General features: G+C 47.1%; 22 protein-coding genes and 1 pseudogene. 11 read left to right on the top strand and 12 right to left on the bottom strand.

Features of this window, described 5'->3' with window-relative positions:
- Positions 1 to 234: pseudogene (locus tag BUB19_RS24085) on the top strand (c-type cytochrome domain-containing protein); the annotation flags it as partial.
- A gap of 249 nt (positions 235 to 483) precedes the next feature.
- On the opposite strand, the gene prfB reads toward BUB19_RS24085, so the two are convergent.
- The 9 genes from prfB to BUB19_RS02635 form a co-directional block, all read right to left on the bottom strand.
- Positions 484 to 1591, bottom strand: a protein-coding gene (gene prfB / locus BUB19_RS02675) for a peptide chain release factor 2 (RefSeq protein WP_143155889.1) whose coding sequence is annotated in 2 segments (ribosomal slippage) — positions 484 to 1530 and positions 1532 to 1591 — 1107 coding nt in all. Because the reading frame shifts where the segments join, the coding sequence is not laid out codon by codon here.
- Between the two features lie 85 nt (positions 1592 to 1676).
- Positions 1677 to 2204, bottom strand: coding sequence for a hypothetical protein (locus BUB19_RS02670; protein WP_073091377.1), 528 nt, complete (start codon positions 2202 to 2204; stop codon positions 1677 to 1679).
- 37 nt (positions 2205 to 2241) lie between these two features.
- Positions 2242 to 3309 (bottom strand): branched-chain amino acid aminotransferase, encoded by a 1068-nt coding sequence (locus BUB19_RS02665; RefSeq protein WP_073091538.1) that lies wholly within the window; start codon positions 3307 to 3309, stop codon positions 2242 to 2244.
- 6 nt (positions 3310 to 3315) lie between these two features.
- Positions 3316 to 3864, bottom strand: coding sequence for a cob(I)yrinic acid a,c-diamide adenosyltransferase (locus BUB19_RS02660; RefSeq protein WP_073091374.1), 549 nt, complete (start codon positions 3862 to 3864; stop codon positions 3316 to 3318).
- Positions 3865 to 3891: 27 nt separating this feature from the next.
- Positions 3892 to 4608, bottom strand: coding sequence for an ABC transporter ATP-binding protein (locus BUB19_RS02655; RefSeq protein ID WP_073091372.1), 717 nt, complete (start codon positions 4606 to 4608; stop codon positions 3892 to 3894).
- A gap of 79 nt (positions 4609 to 4687) precedes the next feature.
- Positions 4688 to 7465 (bottom strand): tetratricopeptide repeat protein, encoded by a 2778-nt coding sequence (locus BUB19_RS02650; RefSeq protein ID WP_073091370.1) that lies wholly within the window; start codon positions 7463 to 7465, stop codon positions 4688 to 4690.
- Positions 7465 to 7752 (bottom strand): Asp-tRNA(Asn)/Glu-tRNA(Gln) amidotransferase subunit GatC, encoded by a 288-nt coding sequence (gatC, locus tag BUB19_RS02645; RefSeq protein WP_073091368.1) that lies wholly within the window; start codon positions 7750 to 7752, stop codon positions 7465 to 7467. Before gatC ends, BUB19_RS02650 begins: the two co-directional genes overlap by 1 nt.
- Positions 7753 to 7757: 5 nt before the next feature.
- The gene (locus tag BUB19_RS02640) at positions 7758 to 8507 is read right to left on the bottom strand and encodes a lysophospholipid acyltransferase family protein (RefSeq protein ID WP_073091366.1); all 750 of its coding nucleotides are present in this window, start codon (positions 8505 to 8507) and stop codon (positions 7758 to 7760) included.
- Between the two features lie 87 nt (positions 8508 to 8594).
- Positions 8595 to 9962 carry an NfeD family protein gene (locus BUB19_RS02635; protein ID WP_073091364.1) on the bottom strand — a complete coding sequence of 456 codons (1368 nt, stop codon included), beginning with the start codon at positions 9960 to 9962 and terminating at the stop codon, positions 8595 to 8597.
- 145 nt (positions 9963 to 10107) lie between these two features.
- On the opposite strand from BUB19_RS02635, the gene BUB19_RS02630 reads away from it, so the two are divergent.
- The 4 genes from BUB19_RS02630 to rpmF all read left to right on the top strand — a co-directional run bounded on the left by BUB19_RS02630 (position 10108) and on the right by rpmF (position 13351).
- Entirely contained in the window at positions 10108 to 11313 is a 1206-nt protein-coding gene (locus tag BUB19_RS02630) for a LysM peptidoglycan-binding domain-containing protein (protein WP_073091362.1), read from the top strand.
- Between the two features lie 191 nt (positions 11314 to 11504).
- Entirely contained in the window at positions 11505 to 12527 is a 1023-nt protein-coding gene (gene pdxA / locus BUB19_RS02625) for a 4-hydroxythreonine-4-phosphate dehydrogenase PdxA (protein ID WP_073091360.1), read from the top strand.
- 65 nt (positions 12528 to 12592) lie between these two features.
- A complete protein-coding gene (locus tag BUB19_RS02620) occupies positions 12593 to 13141 on the top strand; it encodes a YceD family protein (protein ID WP_073091358.1) in 549 nt (182 codons plus the stop codon).
- Between the two features lie 18 nt (positions 13142 to 13159).
- Entirely contained in the window at positions 13160 to 13351 is a 192-nt protein-coding gene (rpmF, locus tag BUB19_RS02615) for a 50S ribosomal protein L32 (protein WP_073091356.1), read from the top strand.
- Between the two features lie 61 nt (positions 13352 to 13412).
- Here the strand turns inward: rpmF and BUB19_RS02610 are convergent, their stop codons facing one another.
- The gene (locus BUB19_RS02610) at positions 13413 to 14981 is read right to left on the bottom strand and encodes a hypothetical protein (RefSeq protein ID WP_178371427.1); all 1569 of its coding nucleotides are present in this window, start codon (positions 14979 to 14981) and stop codon (positions 13413 to 13415) included.
- A gap of 140 nt (positions 14982 to 15121) precedes the next feature.
- Between BUB19_RS02610 and BUB19_RS02605 the strand changes: the two genes are divergently transcribed.
- From BUB19_RS02605 to BUB19_RS02595, 3 genes are all read left to right on the top strand, one after another.
- A complete protein-coding gene (locus BUB19_RS02605; RefSeq protein WP_073091354.1) occupies positions 15122 to 16294 on the top strand; it encodes a 2-isopropylmalate synthase in 1173 nt (390 codons plus the stop codon).
- 149 nt (positions 16295 to 16443) lie between these two features.
- Positions 16444 to 17760, top strand: a complete 1317-nt coding sequence (locus BUB19_RS02600) for an amidohydrolase/deacetylase family metallohydrolase (protein WP_317041565.1) — start codon at positions 16444 to 16446, stop codon at positions 17758 to 17760.
- 6 nt (positions 17761 to 17766) lie between these two features.
- Entirely contained in the window at positions 17767 to 18798 is a 1032-nt protein-coding gene (locus BUB19_RS02595; RefSeq protein ID WP_073091352.1) for a metallophosphoesterase family protein, read from the top strand.
- A gap of 9 nt (positions 18799 to 18807) precedes the next feature.
- Here the strand turns inward: BUB19_RS02595 and BUB19_RS02590 are convergent, their stop codons facing one another.
- Positions 18808 to 19158: a Spx/MgsR family RNA polymerase-binding regulatory protein gene (locus tag BUB19_RS02590; RefSeq protein WP_073091350.1), complete on the bottom strand. Its 351-nt coding sequence runs from the start codon at positions 19156 to 19158 to the stop codon at positions 18808 to 18810.
- Between the two features lie 103 nt (positions 19159 to 19261).
- Here BUB19_RS02590 and BUB19_RS02585 point away from each other — a divergent pair, with 103 nt between their 5' ends.
- From BUB19_RS02585 to BUB19_RS24440, 3 genes are all read left to right on the top strand, one after another.
- Positions 19262 to 19756 (top strand): hypothetical protein, encoded by a 495-nt coding sequence (locus BUB19_RS02585; RefSeq protein WP_073091348.1) that lies wholly within the window; start codon positions 19262 to 19264, stop codon positions 19754 to 19756.
- A 257-nt stretch (positions 19757 to 20013) separates the two neighbouring features.
- Positions 20014 to 21354, top strand: coding sequence for a DUF5107 domain-containing protein (locus BUB19_RS24445; RefSeq protein WP_245802758.1), 1341 nt, complete (start codon positions 20014 to 20016; stop codon positions 21352 to 21354).
- A complete protein-coding gene (locus BUB19_RS24440; protein ID WP_245802757.1) occupies positions 21355 to 23127 on the top strand; it encodes a tetratricopeptide repeat protein in 1773 nt (590 codons plus the stop codon).
- A gap of 128 nt (positions 23128 to 23255) precedes the next feature.
- Here BUB19_RS24440 and BUB19_RS02570 read toward each other — a convergent pair whose 3' ends face one another.
- Complete coding sequence (locus BUB19_RS02570) at positions 23256 to 23786, bottom strand: hypothetical protein (protein WP_143155888.1); 531 nt, start codon at positions 23784 to 23786, stop codon at positions 23256 to 23258.
- Positions 23787 to 24433 lie beyond the last annotated feature (647 nt).

The raw sequence follows: 24433 nt of genomic DNA, 5'->3' as shown, positions 1-24433 counted from the left end.
CAGCTTTGGACGCGGGATAGTGACGACTCGGATTGGAAGCTGGCAGATACTTTCCGACCGACACCCTTACAAAAAGACGCCCCAAGTCTGCTCCGTCAGGTGGACATTCCTTTTTCAGCCAAAGGGGTTCGGCAACTTAAATTACTGGCCTCGCCACTGGACAAATTGCCCGCCTGGCATGGCGCAGCCGGCAGCAAGGCCTGGCTCATGGTCGATGAGGTGGTGATGAATTAAGGCCGGCCCACTTGCCTGAACCGGTCTGTAAATAGCTGACCTGCTGTTAAAAAAAATCTTGCAGCCCTGACCTGAATGCATCGTCAACATTGGAGTTCAAGCTTCAAAGATCAATGGGTTTGCTGCCTGATACTGGGGCAACGTCCCGGATTTTGAGCAAATACACCTTTACTTTAAAAAAAAACAGAGACTGTTTGAACAAGAGCAAAAAGACAGGCCCGGATCGGTGTCCGGGCCTGATGTTTTTGCTTACTGCTCTTTATCCTTTACCTCCTCTTCGCTCTGAGCGAGCAGAAATGCCTTGATAAAATCATTAAGCCCTCCATCCAACACGCCCTGCACATCAGATGTCTCATGTGCTGTCCTGGCGTCTTTTACCAGCTTGTAGGGATGCAGAACGTAATTCCTGATTTGAGAACCAAAATCAATTTTCATCTTGCCAGATTCTACTTTGGCCCGCTCCGCATTGCGCTTTTCCATTTCCAACTGGTACAATCTTGATTTAAGCATTTGGGTTGCTTTCTCCCGGTTGCCAAGCTGGGATCTCTCGGCCTGACAGACCACCACTATTCCGGTAGGCTTGTGCGTCAACTGAACCTTGGTTTCCACCTTGTTTACATTCTGGCCTCCTGCTCCACCGGATCTGGAAGTATGAAACTCCACATCGGAGGGATTGATCTCTATATTGATGGTATCATCCACCACAGGGTAAACATACACCGAGGCGAACGAAGTATGCCTCCTGCCTCCACTGTCAAAGGGCGAAATCCTTACCAGGCGGTGAACACCAGACTCTGACTTCAGAAAGCCGTAAGCCAGTGGTCCTTCAAATTCCAGGGTAGCCGATTTTATTCCGGCCACCTCGCCCTCCTGCAAATCTACTTCCTTTACCTTATACCCATTCTTTTCACCCCACATGATGTACATGCGCAGCAATATCGAGGCCCAGTCATTGCTTTCAGTACCTCCGGCACCGGGATTAATTTCCAGCATGGCATTCAACTGGTCCTCTTCCCCGCTGAGCATCTTCCTGAGCTCAAGATCTTCTACCTTTTGCAGGTTCTTTTTGTATTCTGCCTTTAACTCTTCCTCTGAAACTTCCCCCGCGCTATAAAACTCAAACAGTACTTCCAGATCCTGTACGCCTGTATCTACATCCTCATATTTACTGGTCCAGCCTTTCCTGGCCTGGATCTGCTTCATTGTCTTCTCTGCCTCCTCAGGGTCATTCCAGAAATCCGGTTGTGCTGAAATGGCTTCAAATTCCTCTATTTCCGTTTTCTTCCGGTCGTAGTCAAAGATACCTCCTCAAGGCCGAAACACGGGCCTTCAAGTCTTTCAACTGATCTGTTGTCATAGTTGCTTTCTCTTGGTTTTAGATTGAAATAAAAATCAAATTTCGGCAATTTCACTCAAATTACCTATTTCACAGGATAATCAGCTTAGTCTTCGTCGGGCTCCAGCTCCTCCAAAGCGATTACCTGTATTTTGTTCCTTCCTTTGACGGTAAACGTATTGTACCTTAGAAACCTCATCAGAATGCCCGCGCCGATCAACCCTCCGGCCGTGGCCAATACCCCGGGTTCATAGCGGATATTCTGGTCGGCGTACAAACTGTTGATCCCCCCAGCGAGCAGCAATAGACCGCCAGCCCCTACCGGAAGCAGACTCATATTTGACAAGGTCTGGTTTCTGGGATCCTTGTTTTTGATATCAATGGCCTCAATCTGATGGAGTGCCAGTACATTTTCTTCCAACACGATGACATCCTGGTGAATCTCCCGGATTTCATCGCGGATGTAGTAATCCAGGCCCTTTTGCAGGTAGACCAGCGATTCGCCGACTTCGTAGGTCAACCGGCTTTTCTGATTTTTTCCCCGCTGCAGTATCAGGTAATTCTGGGCCAGGAGGTCAGCTTGAACCAGAAAGAAAACAAAAAACACAAAAAAGATACTTTTTCTTGACGACATGGCTGAGGGTAAATCCTGTGAAACCGGCGACCCCGGATTAAAATTTCATGATCCAGCCGTACTCATCCTTTATTCTACCATATTTGATATCGTCCAGTTGGGTCAGGACCCTGGTAGAAAAAGCACCATCTGCCTTTTCCGGGAGCACATAATCCTTGCCGTGAATATTGATCAGGCGGATAAACGCCACAGTGGCAGCAGTCCCGGTACCAAATGCCTCCTCCAGCTTTCCTGAAATGAGTGCCTCCTCAAGTTCTCCCACAGCCAGAAACCGTTCCTCCACCGGCATGTTCATCTCCCTGGCGAGGATCAAAACACTGTCCCTGGTGATCCCCTTTAAAATGGTACCGGTACTGGTAGGAGCTGTGATAAGCTTCCCGTCAATCACAAACATTACATTCATGGTACCACTTTCTTCTATGTACTGGTGGGTTTTTCCATCCGTCCACAAGAGTTGGTCATAACCCTCATTTTGGGCTTTTCTTGCCGGAAATAGCGACCCTGCATAGTTCCCGGCGGCTTTGGCCGCACCGGTACCTCCTTCTACAGCCCGGGCATACTGCGTTTCTACCTTCACTGCCACCGGCTTGGAATAATAATTTCCTACCGGGCTGGTTAGAATCATAAACTTATAGTTGTTGGAGGGCCTTATTCCCAGGTAATCATCAGCAGCGAAAACAAAGGGCCGGATATACAGGGAACAGCCGGGCTGTCGCGGAATCCAGTCTTTGTCTATCTCCAGGAGTTTGCGCATTCCCTCCATAAAAATCTCTTCCGGTACTTCGGGGATACACATGCGCCGGGCAGATTCATTCAGCCTGCGCTGATTGGCGTCTCCCCTGAATACCAATATCTCGCCTTTCTCATTTCTATAGGCTTTCAGTCCTTCGAAAACAGATTGCCCGTAATGCAGGGTTGCATTGGCAGGATTTATTTGCATGGGTCCATAGGGTTCAATCCTCAGCTCCTGCCACTCTCCATCTTTGTATTCCGCCACAAACATGTGGTCACTGATGATCTGACCAAAGGCGAGATTATCAAAATTGGTAGTTTCCAATCTGGACTGCTTTGTCTTGTCGATGCGGATAGGTATGGTCTTGTTCATCATGGATCAATCACCTGGGTGCCAGGTTATTTCTTTTATGTTTAATTCAACTGCAAGCTGTCTGCCCAGCACAAAAAGGTAATCTGAAAGTCTGTTGACAAACTCCAGGATCAGAGATTCTACAAAGGAAGCCTCATTTAACAGTACGATACACCTTTCTGCCCTTCTGCACACGGTCCTGGCAATATGTGCCATGGATACCACCGGATGTCCACCTGGCATGATAAAATTGCTTAGCGGGGGCAGCGAGGTTTCCATGCTATCAATTTCCCGTTCCAGAAAGGCAATATCCCCGGCAGAAAAGCCAGGTTTTTTAATCTGCCCTTTTTCCGGATCACTGGCTAGAAGCGCTCCGATGACAAAAAGTCTGTCCTGAATGAAATATAGTTCTTTTGCGCGTTTTTTATTGACTTCCTGATCGCGCAGCAAGCCGAGATGGGCATTGAGCTCGTCTATGGTTCCATAGGCATCAATTCGCAAATGCGACTTGTATACCCTTGTTCCACCCAAAAGGGAGGTTTCACCCTTATCTCCGGTCTTCGTATAGATCTTCATAAATTAGCAAAGCAGGATGGGGGTGATTTATACCACCGATTTATCTACAATTGTGGGATTTGGGTTGACCTCATCCGATTCTACCAGGCCATCTCTCAGACGAATTACCCGATGTGCATAGTGAGCTATATCGTCCTCATGCGTCACCATGATAATGGTATTCCCTTTCTGATGCAATTCGTGAAACAAATCCATGATATCGTACGAAGTCTTTGTATCGAGGTTACCGGTCGGCTCATCAGCCAGGATGATACTCGGATCGTTTACCAACGCCCTCGCAATGGCCACCCTTTGCCGCTGCCCACCCGAGAGCTCATTGGGCTTGTGGTGGATCCTGTCCTCCAGGCTGACACTTTTCAAAGCAAGAAACGCTTTCTCGTCACGTTCTGTTTTGTTGTAGCCGGCATAAATTAACGGCAGGGCCACATTGTCCAGGCAGGTAGCCCTGGGAAGCAGGTTAAAAGTCTGGAAAACAAAGCCAATCTCCTTGTTCCTGATTTCGGCCAGCTCGTTCTCACTCATATCACTGACATCCTTGTTATTCAACACATACTGTCCTGAAGTGGGGGTATCCAGACAGCCGATGATATTCATCAAGGTAGATTTTCCAGATCCCGAAGGGCCCATAAACGCCACATATTCTCCTCTGTTTACGTTGATGCTGACAGATTCGAGTGCATGGACCTCTTCAGAGCCCATTCTGTAAATCTTTTGTATTTCCCTGGTTTTTATAATTTCTGGCATGGCAGTAGAATTTAAAGTGTGAAGATAGGAGATATTGCACAAAAACCGGAATCCTTAGTGTTAAATTATACCAATGGATTCAGAAGTTTTCCAACTGCAATTCAAGCAGATCTTCCGGTGCGATCCATTCCGCCATCATCGCGAGGTTGCTGCTGGCATACTGGTCCATACCAATAATTCTGCTGTACCTGACCAACTCTATCCACAACAACGGGTCTTTATTGAACTGACTGGCTTCCTGAAGCAGCGCGTACCGTTTCTCGTCGTCAGCAAGATCATTTGCAGCAGCGAGAACCATGGGCGTCAGGTAAGCATTGTGGGGATCTGCACTCCATTGGGCTCCATTGGTGGTTTCAAGACCCTTTACCTGTCTGACATAGGCTGACAGATAATCGGAATCCACTACTAAAAACTCCTGAGCTGAAGCCAGATCCAATAAAGCGTCCAACTGCTCAGGCTCAAACCAATGTCCCTTCTTCAATATCATCTCTTTGGCCAGAAAGGCTCGGTGCGATTCCGATTCCAGCTCGTTAAGGGCCGGCATAAGTTCCTTTCCAAGCATTTCAGGCAAGTCAGCCAGAATCTGATAAAATTTTACGGTATCATTGCCGATCAATTGCTGCCCGTCGTCAAAGCGCATCCATTCCGGAAAATCTACCCCCTGCGTTCCCGATACAAACAAGGCCTGATCCTGCATCCCGCCAAAATAAAGGTAGGGAAGGTGGGCAGGTGTAAAGCGGGCAAACCCACTGAATGCAGCCTGGTTCCAGGAGGCAGCAGCTTTTTTGAAATCCCCCTCCCTGGCAAAGACATACCCGGCAAAGGCATGGTAATATCCGGCGTTTCTTTTGAACCGAAATGCCATGCCGTTCAGCCTGCGTAGCAGTTCATTTATCCGGCCGGCCCTGTATGCAAGCACCAATCCTGACTCCCGGACACTTTCCTCATGGCTCAGCAACAGATTTTGGTCATTCAGTAAGGTATCCACCATTTCTAAAAATCTTCCAGCTGCTACTCCCGTTTCCATGGCGGTAAAATGGTTGCGCAGCATGGCCCGATTGACCGGATCCTGAACCTGGCTGATGCTGTCGACAGGGAGCTCAATGGCAGTTTTTTTGCCCATCACATTTGCATGTGCGGTCAGATTTACCATTTCCTTCAAGGTAGCTGCCTCTTCGTCTCCTTCCTCCAATCCTTTACCGTGCATGATCTTTATGCCCAATCGGTTCAACCTTTGGCTAGCCGTTTGCCCATTCATCCTACCCAAAACCTCCAGGGCATCGTCAGGCCGTTTCATCTGATGGTATATCAGCCCCAGGTTATTGGCCAGGTAGGCATTTGAAGGGTAGTATTTTAAGCCTTCTTCCAGGTAGTAAATGGCCTCATTTATCCGATCCCTTTTTTCCAGTAGTTCGCTCAATAAAATGATATCTCTTACCTGAGGATTTTCTTCAAAGCTCCTCATCAGCGTATTGAGTGCCAGGGTAGGCTGATTTTGGTCCAGGTAGAGCTGGGCGCTTGCATACAATGCTTTCTGATTTCTCCGGTACCTTTCAAAGGCATTTTCATACAATACGGTGGCCTCTACCGGTCGATTGGCCGCCAGGTAATAGTCCGCTGACAGCTGGGTCGAGGAAGTACTGAACTGTACCGCAACAATTCCATCCGCATAAACGATGAAAATGAGTAAACTCAGGACTGCTCCCAGGCGCATGTGAAAATACGGGAAAAAGGGTGGCTTGTAGACGATTTTTTCTATTGCTGTTCCGCTGTTGATAATTCCTGAGAAATTCACCCAAATGTACAAGAAGAAAAGCAGGCCAAAACCGAGCTGGCTGTAGATAAAAAAGTGCCGGACAAAATCCAGCATAGGGGTATTGAAGGCAAGCCTTGCCTTGAAGACCACCAGCAGGCAAATGGCAAAACCTGTCAGGTAAAACAAATTCCCCACCCAGCTAAAGCTATAGGGTTGTTTGCTGTTCCTGATCTTGTGGTGAATATCGAAGTACCCTACTAGACCGGTGAGGACCAGCATTAATTCAAGGGGAGGGAGGGGCCAGCCATTGAGACTGCCGGTGATATCCAGAAGCATCAGACCCATAAGCGCCAGGTAAGCCGTGCCCAGGAGCGCAAAGTGCCAGCCGATCTTAATTCCCACACCCTGGTTTAGCCTGGCCAGAATCAGGTACAAACCCGATATCATCGATTGACCGGTATAGATCAAAAAGCCCGCCGCCATGCTCATGGTCATCAGGAAAATATTCTCTGAAAAAAGGACGGTAGGATAGGGAGCCCGGGCAAGGTAAATCAAAAGCCCCAAGCCTGTCAAACCTGCACCCATAACGATCAAAATACGCCATCCCAGGGAGGTATTTTCAAAGAAAAGGTGGATAAGTGCTGCCGGAAGCAACACCGTAACAAGGCAGATCACCAACCCGTAATTAGTACCAACGCCCCCTATATTGAGGCTGTTTACTCCACTAATGGTCAACAGTAATACCAGCAAGCCTGCGCCAAGCAAAAAGGCATTTCGCTTTAAGAGCGTCAGCAATGTGGCCAGAATTAATACGAGCAGCCAGGAAAAAATCCCCAGCCACTGGTTGAGTATGGGGTAAAGCTGAATATCTCCTGCGACAAAGCGGTCAAATAGCAAATAATTTTGTGTGTATTGTCCCAGACGGCCGGTACCTGAGAAAAAATTTCCGAGAAGGACCTCAACGGATTCCAGGCCGGTGGAAATAAACAGGGCTGATGGCTGTACCATTCCCCACTGCACCATCAAAATTCCCACTCCCGCAAACAGGAGAATCAGACAAAGCAGAGCGAAGATGATTTTCTCCCACTGTCGTTGGTGCATTATTCCATTACCTTGGGAACACGGAAGTAATCAGAATCTCTCTGAGGAGCATTTTTCAGCCCCTTCTCATGATCCAGATGTTCTCCAACCACATCATCCCGCATGATATTTACTTCTGAAGACATGGTAATAAGCGGCTCCACTTCCGAGGTATCCAATTCGTTCAACTTCTCCACCCAGTCCAAAATCTGGGTCATGTCCCTGGTCATTTTCTTGGCCCCCTTTTCGTCAAACTCCAGCCTGGCCAGATGGGCAATTTTCTTTAGGGAATTGGTATCTACTTTCATAGGTTTTAAGTTTTATCGACCAGCCTGGCGTTGTCTTTCCACAACTGATCCTGTATTGTGCGGTAACATCGTTCCTTGAGCATGCCCACATCCTTGTAATCTAAACCTTCCACCGCAATGGGGGGATGGACGACCACTTTTACCGGTTTGTACCGCAGTAAAAACCGGCCATCATCCGGCAAAATTAAATGATTGTATGATAAAGTGATAGGAATTATGGGAATTTGTTTGTCCAGGGCCACTTTAAATGCTCCATCTTTAAAACGAGCCATTTGCGGCGGCTGCTGGCTGGATATCCCTCCTTCGGGAAAGAAGACCACACTGCTTTTCTGCTCAAGGGCAGCTTTCGCTTTCATTATGGACTCTCCCCGACTCTTCAGGCTGTTTCTGTTGACCGAGATATGCAGGTTTCTGAACATGTAACCGAAGACAGGAACTTTGGCCAGGGAGCTTTTGCCAATGAAAACCAGGTCAAAGGGGATCAATCCCAATACAGGAATGTCCAAATAGGAAAAGTGATTGGCAACAATCACATATTGGCTGCCTTTCCTGAAATGGTGCAGGTTTTCTATCTTTACTTTAAAAAACAACAGACCAAAAAACACCTTTGACCAAATCCTGTTCAGCTTCCTTCCCTGGGCCTTTCTATTTCGCAGCTCTATGGTCAATACAAATACCGGAAACAAAACCAAAAAAGTAGTAATGAAAATTATACTTCCATATATAGAATAAATCCTTCTGAACGCTCTACTCATATCACTCAGGTATTTGGTCAGCGAAAATATACCGGTTGGATTTTACTACCCGGGTAAAAATAGGTCGCCCACCAGATACTTCATATCTTAAACCACAATTTTTTTGACTTTCAGAGATGTGCCTTCCGTACTTATTACCTGGATTTTCTCACCTTTATCGATAAATTCCCCCCTCGAATAGGCATCATACATTTCATCATCTATCAAAACTCTGCCACTTGGCATCAGGCGGGTATGAGCAATTCCCTGCTTTCCCAGCAGGTCATCGCTGTAAAAAGAAGAGGTGTATCCCTCTGTCTTCTGCTGGGTAGTAGACAGCGAGAGTCTGCTGAAGCTTTCCCATTGGTTGATTTTTGGAGTAATAGAAAAGATCAATACCGTAGCGACAATCGCCGAAACGATTACCGTCAGCAGGGCAGTAAACAACTTTCCTGAACTGACAAAGGTGAAATCAAACTGTTCGTTGGGTAACATGCCCATGGTGAGACCCGCCAGAATACAGATGATCCCCAAAATGCCAAAAACACCAAAACCAGGGATGACAAATATCTCTACAGCCAACAATATCACGCCAGCTACGAAAATAACGAGTTCCAGATTGCTAGCCAGTCCGGTGAGGTAATAGGGGATGAAATAAAGCAGAATGGCAATTCCACTGGCAGCAAGGGGAAAACCGATCCCTGGTGTCTGGATTTCAAAATAAATACCGGCAAAAATGACCAGTATCAAAAAGCCACTGACGGCGGGGTTTAGAAAAAAGGAAATGATATCTTCCACCACAGAAGGGGAATAATAATGTATCTCATAATCCTGAATCCCGTTCCGCTCGACGATTTCATCGATAGACGACACTTCTGCCTCGCAAAAACCATGTTGGATGGCTTCGGAAACAGAAAACGTGACCACCTCACCGGCTTCGGAAATCTCCTCAATTTCTATATCTTCATCTACCATGGCCTCCGCAATCCTGGGATCTCTGCCTCTGGCCTCGGCGGTACTTCGCATAATGGACCGCATATAGGATTGGTACTTGTCCGGAGCGGCCTCACCCGTGCCACCCATTACCACGGTAGCCGCCCCTATGCTCCCTCCCCTGGCCATGTAAATGCTATCGCAGGCGATGGAAATTAAGGCCCCCGCAGAGGCGGCATCTTTATCGATAAAAGAATGGATCGGTACAGGGGATTCCAAAAACAAGGTGCGGATTTCATCAGCGTCGGTCACCGCCCCACCATAGGTATCCATGTGCACGATGATCATGACAGCCTCTCGTTTGGCGGCGTCTTCCAGTGCCAGCTTTACCTTCCGGTTCATTCTGGGATCAATATCACTTTTCATCTCCAAAACATAAACTGTTTTCAATGAATCAACTGTACCATCCTCCTGTGCGAAACCTATTGTACCGCCCTCAAACACCACAAACGCATAAAGCATTAAACCGAATACCAATTTCATTTTTTATAAGATTTGTTATTTCCGTTTGAATATACCAATAAAAACAATGAAAGCCCGTATTGGTATAAAATGGAGTTGCAATTGATAAAATAAATATCAAATTTGCATCAGTATTGGGGATTTATCGTCAGAAAACTGAAATATCATGAAGTACTGGATATTGATTTTGGGATTGATTGGGGTTGCTCTACCGTCTCAGGGCGGCATATTGACGCCAATCGACTCAATAGGCATAGAGCGGGTGGGAGAAAAATCCTATATCATCCATCAGGTAGCAGCTCAGGAAACACTTTTTGGAATTTCGAGAAGGTACGGTGCTCCGGTGGGCGATATCGTGCAAAGTAATGATAACCTGAAATCCGGTTTGAAAGTAGGTCAAAGAATCCGCATACCTTTTGTAGAAAAAGTAGCCATTCCAGATGGAGCAAAAGTGCATAAGGTAAGCCCTGGAGAGACATTGTTTTCCATCTCCAAAAATTATCAGGTCGAAATTGCTGAACTGATGGAATGGAACGAACTGCAGGGAAATGACCTCAGCGTAGGCCAGTCATTAATTGTCAAGGTACTGGGAGAAAAAGAACAACCCGTAGCTGAAGCAAAGATAGAAGAAACCGCAGCATTGGCAGACCGTACGGTTGCTGTGACCAACGAAAAGGTATCTGCAGGTGCGGAAAAACCAAAAACGGACAAAAAGGAGAATCCGGGCCCTTCCAAAAAAGCATCTCCCGGTGCTGATGGCGGCAACACCAGTTCAACTCCACCCGCTGTATCCCCCGATGGCAACTGGATTTCCCACAAGGTTACCCAGGGCGAAACGTTGTTTGGCATCGCCAGAAAATACGACGCAAAGGTTGATGACCTGAAACAATGGAATGCACTGACTTCCAATAACCTGTCCATTGGACAAACGCTGAAAGTAGGCAGGGAGGTCAATGCCAATATTCCTGTCAGCCAACTACCCGCACCGGTAAACAAAACCACAGCAACCAATACCTCAAATGACAAACCCAACAGATCCACTTCAGGCTCAGGAACTGCTGTGTCCGGCTCTTCCGGGACAAGCAATGTAAGCAGTTCGACGGCATTCCGCAATGTACAGGAAAGCGGTCAGGCAGAAGTGATAGAGGGTACTGGCAATCACAAAAAATACCTGGTCCTGCACCGCACAGCCCCTGTAGGCACCATCATGAGGATCCGTAATGAGGAAAACGACGTGACTGTTTTTGCCCGCGTAGTAGGCGTACTACCTGAAACCGGCGACAATAACAAACTGCTGATCAAGGTTTCCAAAGCGGCATTTGACCAGCTCAAAGCCGTTAATTCACGTTTTAGGGTAGAGGTGTCCTATTGATATTATCCCTTTACAGGCCTGGTTCTTTGAATTTCCCGGCGAAGAATGCCCTGCTTTAATTTATTCTTTTGGATGATACCGAAATGCTTCTGTTCAAAGCAGGGAAAAGATAGTTAGAGGATAAAAATTTTAATGCCTATATTACGGGAATCCAAAATTCAGGAACGAAGACTCAAAGATTTTTAGCGCGCATGAATATAAAAAAAAATAAGCCTGTTATTGGCATCAGTATAGGAGACATCAACGGGATTGGTGCAGAGGTGACCATGAAAGCCCTGCAAGACAGTCGGCTGCAAAGAATGATTACTCCTGTAATCTACGGCCACGGCAAAGCCATTACCTATTACCGGAAAGTCATGGAGATGAATGACTTCAACTTCATGCAGGTGAAAAGCATTGAAGACATTCACCACAAAAAGACCAATGTCATCAATGTGGTGCAGGATTCTCCCGAGGTCATGCCGGGAGTAGAGACGAAAGAGGCCGGCAATATGGCGCTGGCCGCCCTGGATCAGGCCATTGCAGACCTCAAAAGCCAGCAACTGGACGCTCTGGTCACCGCACCGCTAAATAAAAGCAATATCAATAGTGCCGAGAAGCCATTTGTAGGACATACGGAATACTTATCAGATGCATTTGAAACAAAAAAAGTATTGATGTTTATGGTTTCGGACGATATGCGTGTGGGCCTGGTCACGGGACACCTGCCGCTGAAGTCTGTAGTAGAAAATATTACTCCTGAATCTATTAAGGGCAAGTTAAAGATCATGCTCAAATCCCTGAATCAGGATTTTGGTATTGTAAAACCAAAAATAGCCGTCTTGGGACTAAATCCCCATGCCGGAGAGGACGGGCTTTTGGGAAGAGAGGAGGAAGAAATCATCCTACCGGTAGTAAAAGAATTTAAGGAAAGAGGTGAGATGGTATTTGGCCCCTACCCTTCGGATGGCTTTTTTGGCATGATGCACCAGAAAAAATTTGACGGAGTAATGGCCATGTACCACGATCAGGGCCTGATCCCCTTCAAGACAGTATCTTTTGAAAACGGTGTAAACTTTACCGCCGGATTACCAATAATCAGGACCAGCCCGGACCATGGCACAGCCTATAACATTGCCGGAAAAAATGCTGCGGACGAAGGCTCCATGCGGGCTGCCATTTTCCTGGCCCATGATATCATCCGGAAGAAAATGGACGCAGCTGCAATTGACTGAAATTAATCGCGCCTGCGTTTTATTAATCAGAAATTATTATTTAAATTTGCGGTCTTATTCAGAAGATGAAATTCATAAGGAAATTCGATATCGACATCATCCGGTTGAAGGAGGGGGAGCATCATTTCAATTTTGATATTGGAAGAGACTTTCTGGATCACTTTGAAAAAATCAAAGATATAATCCACAAGATCAACCTGAAAGTAAATGTATGTCTGGATAGAAAAGTTAATCTCATTGAAGCGGATTTTTCCATCTCAGGCAGCGTAGGATTAACCTGCGATAGAAGCCTGGAAAAGTTTGAGCATGGGCTGGATGTAGAGAACAAGATTCTCTACAAGTATGGTACGGAGGAAAAGGAAATCAACGAGGAAGTATTCCAGATCACCCCGGATACACCGACCATCAACGTAGCTCAGCTGATTTATGAATTTATCTTGCTGGCCATCCCTGCTAAAAAAATACACCCGGATCACAGGACGGAGGATGACGAATCTGAAGAGGAAGATGGCTGGATTGTGTATGAAGCAGGAAATAGCGAAGAAAAAGAAGACGACAGCAATGGCCAAAACCCATTTTGGGAGGCCTTGAAAAACTTGAAACAGAACGAATAATCTAAAAATTACATAGATATGGCACATCCTAAAAGGAAAATTTCCAAAACCAGAAGAGATAAGAGAAGGACGCACTATAAATTGAACGCGCCCGGCCTGGCTCAATGCCCCACCACCGGTGAATTTCACCTGCCACACAGGGCATTTTGGCTGGATGGCAAATTATACTACAAAGGCCAGGTCATCGTTGAAAAAGAGGTATTGGCCTGATCTGATCTCAATAGCCCATTCAAGCTGCCGGTAAATGATTTTGCTGGCAGCTTTTTTTTACCTACCCATTTATTTTTCCAGCCTTGGATTTTTCGAGAAACTTCTTTTGGATTACTTCCTGTACGGGAACGTTTTCAATTTTACTTTCCAACCAGGAAATGATATCCAGATACAAAAATGCCCGCTTTTCGAAAGGGTGATTTTCATAGATCTTTAGTTTCTCTCTAAGGTCTATAAAGGCCCCTTTTAGCTCGTGGTCATATATCCTGCTCAGTTTCCTGACAAACCACATCATTTCCTTTTGCACCTGGTGAAGATCATCCATTTTGATCAGAAAGCGGTACACATTCCGGATCTGACCGTCTAATTTTTCATCCAGTCCGGCCTCGTAGCTGGCGATAAGCTTCAGAATATGAGCAAAACACTGCAGGTCTTCCCGCAGACCATCCTGATTGTTTTCAATCACCTGATCCAGGTAAAAAATCGCTTTTTCGTTGTCCCCATGACCAAAATAAAGGCAGGCTACCTTGTAATGCAAGACCATCAGGTGGTGAATGTCAAGCTTGCTTTTTATCGGCTGCATTTCCCTCATCAACACCGGTATCAGCTCCCGCACACCCTTTGAAAATTCTCCTTTCAGAAAATGGATGTTGAGCAAATTGGAATAAAGATACAAGAATGCCAGGACCCGGCTGTTGTCGTCCATCACGAATTCTCCCTGTTTCAGGCTGGCTCGGAATTCTTCCAGTACTTCCATAAACCTGTCGAAATATCCCAGGTAAAATAGCGTATCCAGCAGGTAATGATAGGCTTTCAGGTAGTTGCCCGTTGCCACCCGGATCATGTGTGGGGAATAGTGAAACAAGTCCACCCAATGCTGGGCAGCTCTATAGCACAGTGGGAAGTCCTGGATAATGTGAAAATACCAGACCTGGGCCTGAAAAAGGTACATTTTTTCGTAAAAACCCAGATCGCTAAAAGAATAGTCCGGCATATTGCGTTGGTAAAACCTTTCCAGCGTACGCCTGCCCTCTCTGTCTTTGATATAGCCTGTTTTCAAATAAATGCCATAAAGTTGTAGGGAGAGACTTGAAAAACGGTTCTTCAGATTGACCTTGTGGGAGAGCGCAGCGGATTCCTGACCCAAGAGCTCAGCCCGGTTTCGGATACTCCTGGTGATGTGCTGAGACTCGATGACCTTTTCCATTTCTACCACCCTGAGCATCACCGTGTCCAGACCATATTGCCCGGCCACCTGCTTGGCTTTGTCCAATACTTTCAGACTGTGCATATACAGACCTTTATTGAACAATATCCGTCCAAAATCGATCTGCTCGTTTAGCTGCAGCTCCACATTCCTATCGGCATAGAGAAGCCTCAATGAGGTCAGTATCTGCTTGTACAAATGTGCCTTCATGTTTGAGAGTTGCTTCTTACCTACCGGGGCCTTTTTCAACAGGTGGGCTTCATCGTATTCCTCCATGCCTTCCAGCACGTCGAAGAGGACAAGAAACTTGGCATGCTGATTAGAGGAAAGCCTTTTCGCGTAGAGTTTGAAATTGCGCTTTTCTGAAGGCGACAAACTGCTGATCAAATCAAAAAGAAAATCTTTTTTAAAATTGGATATCATATATAAATAAACTATTACCTATTGATTTTTAAATATTTACATGTAAAAAAATCCTTTTAGGTATCGGACACATAAAGGTAATTGAATTTCATTGTCCGGACGAAGGTTTTACATTGGATTTTAATAAAAACTGAAAGAGCATGGATGACAATCACGTATTGATCTTTGACACTACCCTGAGGGACGGAGAACAAGTTCCCGGATGTAAATTAAACACCCCACAAAAGATCGAAATCGCCCGCCAACTAGAAGCTCTGGGCGTGGATGTGATCGAAGCGGGCTTTCCCATCTCCAGTCCAGGAGATTTTAAATCAGTGGTAGAAATATCAAAAAATGTAACTGAACCTATTGTCTGTGGCCTCTCCAGGGGGGTAAAGAAAGACATAGAAACTGCTGCCGAAGCGCTGCGCTTCGCCAAAAGACCCAGAATACATACCGGAATCGGCACCTCCGACTCCCATATCAAATACAAGTTCAAGAGCAACAGGGAGCGGATACTGGAATGGGCCGCTGAAGCCGTGGCGCATGCCAAAAAATTCGTGGAAGATGTAGAGTTTTATGCCGAGGACGCTGGTCGTACAGAAAACGAATATCTGGCCAGGGTTTGCGAAGCAGCCATCAAGGCCGGAGCTACGGTATTGAACATACCGGACACCACAGGCTATTGTCTGCCAGACGAATACGGTGCAAAAATCAAATATTTGCGAGATAATGTACCGGGGATAGAAAACGTCATCATTTCGGCACACTGCCACAACGATCTGGGTCTGGCCACGGCCAATTCCATTTCGGCAGTGATGAATGGTGCCAGGCAAATCGAATGTACCATCAACGGCATAGGCGAGCGGGCAGGTAACACTTCCCTGGAAGAGGTAGCCATGATCATGAAACAACATCCGAGGCTAAACCTCCAAAACAGGATCAACTCCAGACTGTTAAATCCTGTCAGCCGCCTGGTGGCAGAACGAATGGGCATGCTGGTACAACCCAACAAAGCCATCGTAGGCACCAATGCCTTTGCGCACTCGTCCGGCATCCACCAGGATGGGGTAATCAAAAACAGAGAAACCTATGAAATCATCGACCCTCTGGAAGTGGGAGTAGATGAATCCATGATAGTGCTGACTGCACGTTCCGGTCGCGCAGCACTTGCATTCCGAGCCCATAAAATCGGATACAATCTCACCAAGCTGGAACTGGACAAAGTGTACCATATTTTCCTGAATCATGCAGACATCAAGAAAGAAATCATGGATGAAGATATCCACGAAATCATTGCGGAGGCTGGGATAAATCAACACCAGGAAGTTTAAAACCATCAAAAGGAGAAATAATATTCTCCTTTTTTTTTGCTTCCGGCAAAGAAGGACACACCCTACCCTGCCAAATTCACCAGATAAATTTTTATTGTGTTGTCACATTAAAAAAATTCTTGCAACTGGACTGCCAAATTTTTACTTTGATGAAAAAAATAATCCCTATGCAAGCCGCCCGTACAATCCCCGTATTGAAAAATCCAGAACCTTTCTCCTTAGCGCTGAAAAACAGCCTGATGGCTGTCTTATTTTTTGCGCTGCTACTGCCCGCAGCAGCCCAGCAATATGACATACTGATCAAGGGGGGCCATTTGATTGACCCAAAAAACAAGATCGATGAGGTCATGGATATCGCCATCAAAGGAGAGGCAGTGGCACTGGTTCAGCACGAAATTGCAGTTGACCTTGCCGCTCAGGTAATTGATGCCAGCGGACTTTATGTATGCCCCGGGCTGGTAGATATCCATACCCATAATTTTTACGGATTGGACCCTTACGGTCAGTACAGCAACGGGTATAATTCCATACATCCGGATGGATTTACGCTTCCTTACGGTGTGACCACAGTGGTGGATACAGGAGGAGCCGGATGGCGAAATTTCAGACAGTTTAAGGAACAGGTGATTGATAGGGTTCAAACCCGCGTATTGGCCATGCTCAACATCGTTGGCCACGGTATGAAAGGCTCGCCCTACGAACAAAATCTCAACGACATGGATCCTAAGATGACCGCTTTAGTGGCGCGACAATTTCCCGATGATATCGTTGGGATAAAAGTAGCGCATTACTCGGGGCATCAATGGGAGCAAATAGACCGCCTGGTGGAAGCCGGAGAGCGGGCCAATATTCCGGTAATGGTGGATTTTGGAGGTGCCAATCCCCCCTTGTCCCTGGAAACCCTTTTTATGGAGAAGCTGAGGCCCGGCGACATCTACACCCACATTTTCGGTGGAGGCGGCTTTGGCAGGGAAGCCATTGTAGATAAGGGAGGTAACCTACGCCCATTTGTCAAGGCGGCCCAGGAACGAGGGATCGTATATGATGTGGGACATGGAGGCTCTAGCTTTGCATTCAAGCACGCAATCCCTGCCATGGAGCAAGGGCTTAAACCTGACGTTATCAGTACCGACAGCCATATGAGCAGCATCATGAGCGGCATGAAAAACATGAATAATGTCATGTCTAAGTTTTTGAACATGGGCATGAACCTGCAGGAGGTGATCACCGCTTCCACCTGGAAGCCGGCCCAGGTCATCCAGCGTACAGAATTCGGACACCTTAGCCCCGGTGTAAAAGCTGATATCGCTGTTCTTAATGTACTGGAGGGCGACTTCGGCTTTACAGAAAAGACCGGAGAGGGTAAAATGAAGGGGAAATACAAACTGGAAAATGAACTTACCATCAAAGCCGGTCGCGTAGTCTGGGACCTGAACGGACTTACTGCACCCCTTTGGAATGAGTAAACAAATATGAAAAGGAGACATTTCTTTCAACAAGCCGGGATGCTTTCTGCCGGCATTGGCATGGGCCTGTCCGGATCATTGAAGGCGGCTACCGGTAATGTAAACTACAAGAAGCAACCCTTCACTGTAGCCGTCAATGATTTTAAAATCGATTTTCATGTACCCCATCTGAAACAGGCTGTAAAAATCCTGCACATTACCGACACCCACCTTTGGCGTGACGACAAGCGCGGTAAACCCTACCGGCAATTCAGCGGCAGAATGGCGGGGGCCTACAACGAGACCAAACATTTCCTCACCGGTGAGGCCACGCATCCTGAAGAAGCTTTTGAACAAACATTGAAAATCGCCAGGGAATCAAATGCAGACGCCATTACCCTGACTGGAGACCTGTTTAGCTTCCCCTCCGAGGCTGCCATCGAGTGGACAATGGAAAGATTAGATAGCCTGGACATGCCCTATTTCTATTCCAGCGGCAATCATGACTGGCATTATGAAGGCATGGAAGGAAGCCTGCACCAGCTTAGGGAGACCTGGATCAACAGGCGGCTGTTGCCCCTGTACAAAGGAAACAACCCCCTCATGTATGCTGAAGAGGTAAATGGAATCAATATGGTCAACATCGATAACAGCTACTATGAAATCCTGCCGGAACAACTGACATTTTTTCAGGAGCAGGTCCGCAGGGGACTTCCCATGGCACTGATGATGCATATACCCCTATATGCACCGGGAAGGAGCTTAGGATACGGATGCGGACACCCCGACTTCAAGGCTGAAAATGACAAGAATTATCAACTGGAGCGCAGACAAAGGTGGCCGGAGAAGGGGCATACCCAAACTACCATGGACTTTCACCGGGAAGTATTCAATGCAGAAAACTTGCTGGGTGTCTTTGCCGGACACGTACACCGGCAAACGGTAGACTGGGTGAAAGGAACGCCTCAGTTTCTCACTGAGCCCAATGCTGCCGGAGGTTATCTGGAAGTAAATTTTTTACCCATGGACCATACAGACCTGAATCAGGTCAGCAGGTAAGTTTGGCCGCTAAATTTTCTGCCTTATTGATGCCTCATCCAATCCGGCTAGCATGCTTCCGTCCTCAAAAATAAGGATAGGCCTTTTGATCATGCTGCTTTTCTCCCGAAGTATGGGCATAGCGGATTCTTTTTTATCTAAATCCTTTTTGGCAGTATCATCGAGACGCTTGTAGGTAGTGCCCCGTTTGTTTACCACCGTTTCCAGCCCAAGGGTATCAATGAACTTCTCAAGCAACGCATTGTCAGGCTTCTCCTTCTTGTAATCCACAAAATCATATGCTTTGCCTTCTGCTTCAAAAAGTGCAAAGGTCTTTTTCATCGTATTGCAATTCTTAATGCCGTAGATTTTGGTTTTCATTTTTATCCTATTTAACTAACTTTAACAAGGAAATTTTATAATTTTGGAATGTTTATTGCAAGAAAGTACTTGAATTTTATTTTAATCCAAAGTAAACGAAATCATGACTTATTCAAAACTATTGAATGCATCTCTATTTTCCCTTTTGTTATCCGTCTGCTTTGCCTACGGAAGCATCGCACAACAGCTTCCACAGGGAGGCCAAAAGGTAAATGACAATTTTACAGACGAAGAATATGAACAATTTGTTACCATCAACCAGTCCCTTGCACCCATGCAGGCAGAAGTAGAAGCGAAAATGGTGGGGATACTGGAAGACAAAGGAATGGAAGTACCCAGATTTCAGGCCCTGATGCAGGCCCAGCGGCAGGGCAATATCATGGACGCAACCGATGACCCGGATGAGATCGCCTTGTTTAACGAAGCCGGACAGGAAATCATGAAAGTACAGCAAGAAAGCCAGCAAGAGCTTCAACAGCACATTGTAGACAATGGCATGGAAATCCAAAAATTTCAGGAAATGTCCATTGCCTACAATCAAAGCCCGAAAGTTAAGGAAAAGGTAGATGCCAAGATGGAAGAGATAGAAAACCAATAATTTTAAAACTTGTATTGCGTAAAAGGGGGCAGATTTGCCTCCTTTTTTGTTTCCGCTCGCCGGTGCTTCCGGTTTTCAATCTCTCTCCGGAGCTTCCTTCAAATTTTCGAACTGCCTTTTCCCAAAACTTTTTCTCGAATTTGCTGCGACTGAGAACCTGAATCAGCCGGTGATCGCTCCTGTAGACCGTTTCATTTTTTGCACAGGTTTTTGAGCCGGATTTTTATTACATTTAGGCTAAATTCACCCCCAAACGCATGAATATCAAATACAGCATTGCCGGAATATGCCTTGTAGTGGCACCTTATTGCTGGGGACAGCAAGTCGAGGTATCGGAAAAACCCACTACTTACACAACTTATCCATTTTCGGATCCCAGTCCGGTACCCTCATTGGCATATAAACCTGATATTTATCCCTACTTTAAATTTGAAGGATACAGTAAGGATCCGGTGGAGCAGGATTGGAAGCTCATTACGCTGGAAAATGAGTACCTCGAAGTAAGGGTCATGCCCGAAATCGGAGGCCGGGTATGGGGTGCTGTGGAAAAATCTACCGGAAAAGATTTCATCTACGAAAACGAAGTCGTCAAATTCCGGAACATTGCCATGCGCGGCCCCTGGACCTCGGGTGGTATTGAATTTAATTTTGGCATCATCGGACATGCCCCCTCTACGGCCTCGCCCGTAGACTACATTACCTACGAAAACGAAGACGGCAGCATCACCTGCGTGGTAGGGACAATGGATCTTCCCTCCCGTACGCAATGGCGCGTGAAAATCAATCTTCCGAAGGAAAAGGCCTACTTCGAGACAGAGGGGATCTGGTACAATCCCGAGCCTCTCCGCCAGCCCTATTACCACTGGATGACGGCAGCAGCTCATGTGGGAGACGATCAGGAGTTTTTTTATCCCGGACACATCGCCCTGCAACACAGCGGAGCACTGATGGACTGGCCGATCCAGGGAGGGAAAAATGTGAGCTTATATGCCAATAATGCCTTCGGCTCCAGCAAATCCCACCACATGGCAGGATCCTTTCGGAATCACTTTGGCGGGTATTTTCACGATCAGGGCTACGGATTCGGACATTTTTCCAGCTACGATGACATGCCCGGCAAAAAGTTATGGCTCTGGGCTTTGTCCCGATCGGGAGGCATTTGGGAAGACCTGCTGACGGACAATAGCGGGCAGTACATGGAATTCCAGGCGGGCCGGATGCTCAATCAGTTTTCCCCTTCCAGCCGGCAACCCAGTCCCCTTACAAAGGCTGGCTTTGCTCCCTATAGCATAGATCGCTGGACGGATTACTGGTTTCCTGTCAAGCAGATCGGGGGTATCAGTACCGTAAGCCGCAGCGGAGTATTTCATATTCAGGAAAAAGAGCAGACCCTTTCTATCGCCCTGAACCCGTTGAAAACTATCAATGAAAACCTGTTGGTTTACATCAACGACCAGGCTGCTCAAAACATTTCCCTCTCCGGACAGCCCATGGATGTGATCCGCAAAGGACTTCCTCTGAACGGCCCGCTTGAAAAGTTGGAATTGGTATTGGGTAACGAGAAAGTTTATTCCTGGGCGAGCGAAGACCCCATGTAATTGAGCCGGTCGTTTGATAAAGCCGACGCGGCCCCGCTGTCGGCCATCGAAGAATTGTATTACAGTGCCCGGCAGGATTACTACAGCAGGGACTATCCTCAGGCCCAATCAAAATACGAGGAAATTCTCCGTGAGGAGCCAGGACACCAGCAGGCCTGTATCGACTATGCCGAGCTGTTATTCCGCTTTGGCCGTTATGAAGAAGCATTGGAACAAATTTCTCAGCCCCTCTCTACTGATTTTTTCGATCCGCAGGCCAATTTTGTAGCTGGTAGTATTTACCGGGCAATGGACAGGCCTGTTGATGCGCTGGAAGCCTACGGATGGGCATCCCGGTCCATGGAGTTTCGCTCCTCGGCTTATACCGCCATGGCGGAGCTCCAACTCGCTGAAAACAACCTGGAAATGGCTGCCGATTATGCGCGGAAAGCCCTGGATTACAATGTACACAACATCATGGCCTATCAGGTGCTTGCCGTCAAACACAGGCTGGCGGGAGAACAACAAGCTGTAGATTCCGTGCTGGAAAAGCTATGGCAAATCGATCCTCTGAATCACTTTATCCGGTTTGAAAAGTACCTGAACGAGCCGGATGCGGCAAAATTGGAGACATTTCAGTCCCTGATCAACAATGAATTTCCATACCAGACACACCTGGAACTGGCCGCCACCTACCTGAAATATAAGCAAAAGCCGGATGCCCTGCAGGTCCTGGCACTGAGTCCCGAGCATGCCCTTGTAGACCTCTGGATGGCGGCACTGGATGAGGAGAAAACCGATTCGAAACTGGATGCCCTGCTGGCCAAACCCATTGCCTTTGTGCTCCCTTACCGCAAAGAGACCCTGCACCTGCTGCAGCAGGCCCGTGAGAAACGCTCGCACTGGAAGCTGGATTATTACCTTGCCCTGAACAGCCTGGCATTTAATGAAATACAGCAGGCGGCAAAGCTACTGACAGAGATCGGCGATGCAGCAGACGAGGCCACCTTTTACCTGAACCGGGCCTTATTGCTTGAGCGGGCAGAAGACAGGGACCCATCGGCAGACCTGCAAAAGGCCTGGGAAATGGATCCTGCGCAATGGAGGCATTGGCAACACCTGGCCCGGCATAGGGCAGAAAACGGACAGGAGCAGGAGGCGCTTTCCTTACTAAAAAAAGCCACAAGCCGGTTTTCGGGAAATTATGTATTGGAAATGGATTACATCCGGATACTCAACAGCCTTGGACAGTACAAGCAGGCCATGGCCCTGCTCGATAAAATCAAGGTGCTGCCTTATGAGGGAGCGGGAGAAGGACGTGCACTCTTTGAGACGGTTTACCTGAATGCAGCCCTGGAGGACATGCAGGCAAAACGCTGGAACGCCGCGCAGACCAAACTTGAAAAATCCCTGGAATGGCCCGAAAATCTGGGTGTAGGTAAGCCATTCACTGCCAACGAAACCATGCAGGATTACTTGCTGGGGCTGGTGGCGAAAGCCCGGAATCAGCAGGATTCCTTCCGCTCCCACATGCAGCAGGTGCAAGCCGCTACCTCCGGTATATCTCTCAATCGGTCCGAACAACTACTGGCTTTATTTGCACTGGAAGCCCTGGAAAAAAGCGAGGAAGCCGCTGCACTTTGGAAAGAAATCCAGGAGGAAGGTAATGAGGAAACGGTCCGTTTTATCGGCCAACTCTACCTGGGAAGTAACGAAACGGTGCGGTCCGATCCGGGCAATCGCCGGGAAGCCTTACTGGAAAAGATCGCGGAACTAAGGCGGATGCTGCAGTAGTTTCCCGGCCATCAAATCCGGGTATCGGTTATAAAATTCAGAAGATTCAGCTATTGCATCTATTCCGTTTTTATTACCGTTGATTTCGACAATTAAACCCGTATCGCCTTCCGGTCAGGAAAGACAAGCTATTTGTTTTTGTCCCCGTCTAGCTGGTTTAAGATCCGCCTGATTTTGACCTTTACCGAAGCACTCACTTTTTCCAGTGAATCTTCACTGAGCAAGCGGAATTCATTCTTTAGCCCGGGAAAAAATTTTACAATCTCAAAATAAGCCGCAAAGGCCGAGGCTTTGACAAAGGCGCGATCAGAAGACAGGTGATTTCGAACAACGGGCTCCAGATGCTCGGCTTGTTCCTCGGTGAGCGATATCATAGGGATTATTTGAAGTAGGTGAAGCTGGGCCTGCCAATAATGTAGCGCTCCCAAACACCTTACCAATTGATCTACTTGTGTTGTGTTAAGCAGGTTTCCCTGTTCCACATGATGCTTCACCACCCAGCTGCCTGGCACTTCAACTCCCTTGCCTGCTGTCAATAGGGCAATAGTATGGGGAATAAACGAGGCGTCGTCAATACTTTCCTGATACAGGGTTTTCAGATGCCCAATATGGGTACCGTCCCACTTCAAATAGACTTCCTTAAGCGTTGATTGGTCCATATTGATCGGATTATCCGGCATTCGGCGTCAGCAGAGAGCGCTAAGTCCCGGATGCATGCGTTATTAACTTGCCTTGTTAAAATTACAGAATTATTGAAAACTTATCCACCTGCAGCTTTGCTATTTTGATCAACCTGGCCTTTCCAGGATATTGGGAACCAGATTGTGAAATTGAATTGCCCATCGCTATGCCACCAAAAGGCGCGTTTTGTGGTAAAGCAAACCGAAAAATGGTAATAAACGGCTTTCTATCGGCCTCGGTGATGGAAAATCTTTTTTCGTTTACGAATAGTGTCGATAACTGTACCCCAAGGAGCTTAGGATCTATTAATTATAGACACTGGAACCAGATAGCACGCTCCCACCGCAATCGTCCTGATGACTTTCCCTCCTGCCTCCAAAAATCAACATGCCAAACCGATTCTTTATCTATCCTACAATTGATAGGCTCACTGCCGGGATTTACCCCATTCGACGCATACAATTCACCCCGCGTTACGCTTATACAATGTCGTGGGTAGTATTTCATTTGGGTCAACAGCTACAAATCCTGCCCGACTCTGTCATTCAGGCGGGCACAACCTATAATCCAGTGAACTGGGGCGGAGCGTTAAGAAATGACCCATTTGGGTCATTTTAGTGACGAG

Origin of the sequence: Cyclobacterium lianum, from assembly GCF_900143075.1 — a bacterium.
GTDB lineage: Bacteria > Bacteroidota > Bacteroidia > Cytophagales > Cyclobacteriaceae > Cyclobacterium > Cyclobacterium lianum.
This window is presented reverse-complemented; position numbering and strand designations above follow the sequence as displayed.

Coding starts and splice junctions, on each gene's coding strand:
- BUB19_RS02570 (WP_143155888.1), bottom strand. CDS start 23,786: ATGGACCAATCAACGCTTAAGGAAGTCTATTTGAAGTGGGACGGTACC.
- BUB19_RS02655 (WP_073091372.1), bottom strand. CDS start 4,608: ATGCCAGAAATTATAAAAACCAGGGAAATACAAAAGATTTACAGAATG.
- gatC (WP_073091368.1), bottom strand. CDS start 7,752: ATGAAAGTAGATACCAATTCCCTAAAGAAAATTGCCCATCTGGCCAGG.
- BUB19_RS02605 (WP_073091354.1), top strand. CDS start 15,122: ATGGATGACAATCACGTATTGATCTTTGACACTACCCTGAGGGACGGA.
- BUB19_RS02635 (WP_073091364.1), bottom strand. CDS start 9,962: ATGAAATTGGTATTCGGTTTAATGCTTTATGCGTTTGTGGTGTTTGAG.
- BUB19_RS02630 (WP_073091362.1), top strand. CDS start 10,108: ATGAAGTACTGGATATTGATTTTGGGATTGATTGGGGTTGCTCTACCG.
- rpmF (WP_073091356.1), top strand. CDS start 13,160: ATGGCACATCCTAAAAGGAAAATTTCCAAAACCAGAAGAGATAAGAGA.
- BUB19_RS02585 (WP_073091348.1), top strand. CDS start 19,262: ATGACTTATTCAAAACTATTGAATGCATCTCTATTTTCCCTTTTGTTA.
- BUB19_RS02590 (WP_073091350.1), bottom strand. CDS start 19,158: ATGAAAACCAAAATCTACGGCATTAAGAATTGCAATACGATGAAAAAG.
- BUB19_RS02620 (WP_073091358.1), top strand. CDS start 12,593: ATGAAATTCATAAGGAAATTCGATATCGACATCATCCGGTTGAAGGAG.
- BUB19_RS02660 (WP_073091374.1), bottom strand. CDS start 3,864: ATGAAGATCTATACGAAGACCGGAGATAAGGGTGAAACCTCCCTTTTG.
- BUB19_RS02665 (WP_073091538.1), bottom strand. CDS start 3,309: ATGAACAAGACCATACCTATCCGCATCGACAAGACAAAGCAGTCCAGA.
- BUB19_RS24445 (WP_245802758.1), top strand. CDS start 20,014: ATGAATATCAAATACAGCATTGCCGGAATATGCCTTGTAGTGGCACCT.
- BUB19_RS02640 (WP_073091366.1), bottom strand. CDS start 8,507: ATGAGTAGAGCGTTCAGAAGGATTTATTCTATATATGGAAGTATAATT.
- pdxA (WP_073091360.1), top strand. CDS start 11,505: ATGAATATAAAAAAAAATAAGCCTGTTATTGGCATCAGTATAGGAGAC.
- BUB19_RS02670 (WP_073091377.1), bottom strand. CDS start 2,204: ATGTCGTCAAGAAAAAGTATCTTTTTTGTGTTTTTTGTTTTCTTTCTG.
- BUB19_RS02610 (WP_178371427.1), bottom strand. CDS start 14,981: ATGATATCCAATTTTAAAAAAGATTTTCTTTTTGATTTGATCAGCAGT.
- BUB19_RS02650 (WP_073091370.1), bottom strand. CDS start 7,465: ATGCACCAACGACAGTGGGAGAAAATCATCTTCGCTCTGCTTTGTCTG.
- BUB19_RS02595 (WP_073091352.1), top strand. CDS start 17,767: ATGAAAAGGAGACATTTCTTTCAACAAGCCGGGATGCTTTCTGCCGGC.
- BUB19_RS02600 (WP_317041565.1), top strand. CDS start 16,444: ATGAAAAAAATAATCCCTATGCAAGCCGCCCGTACAATCCCCGTATTG.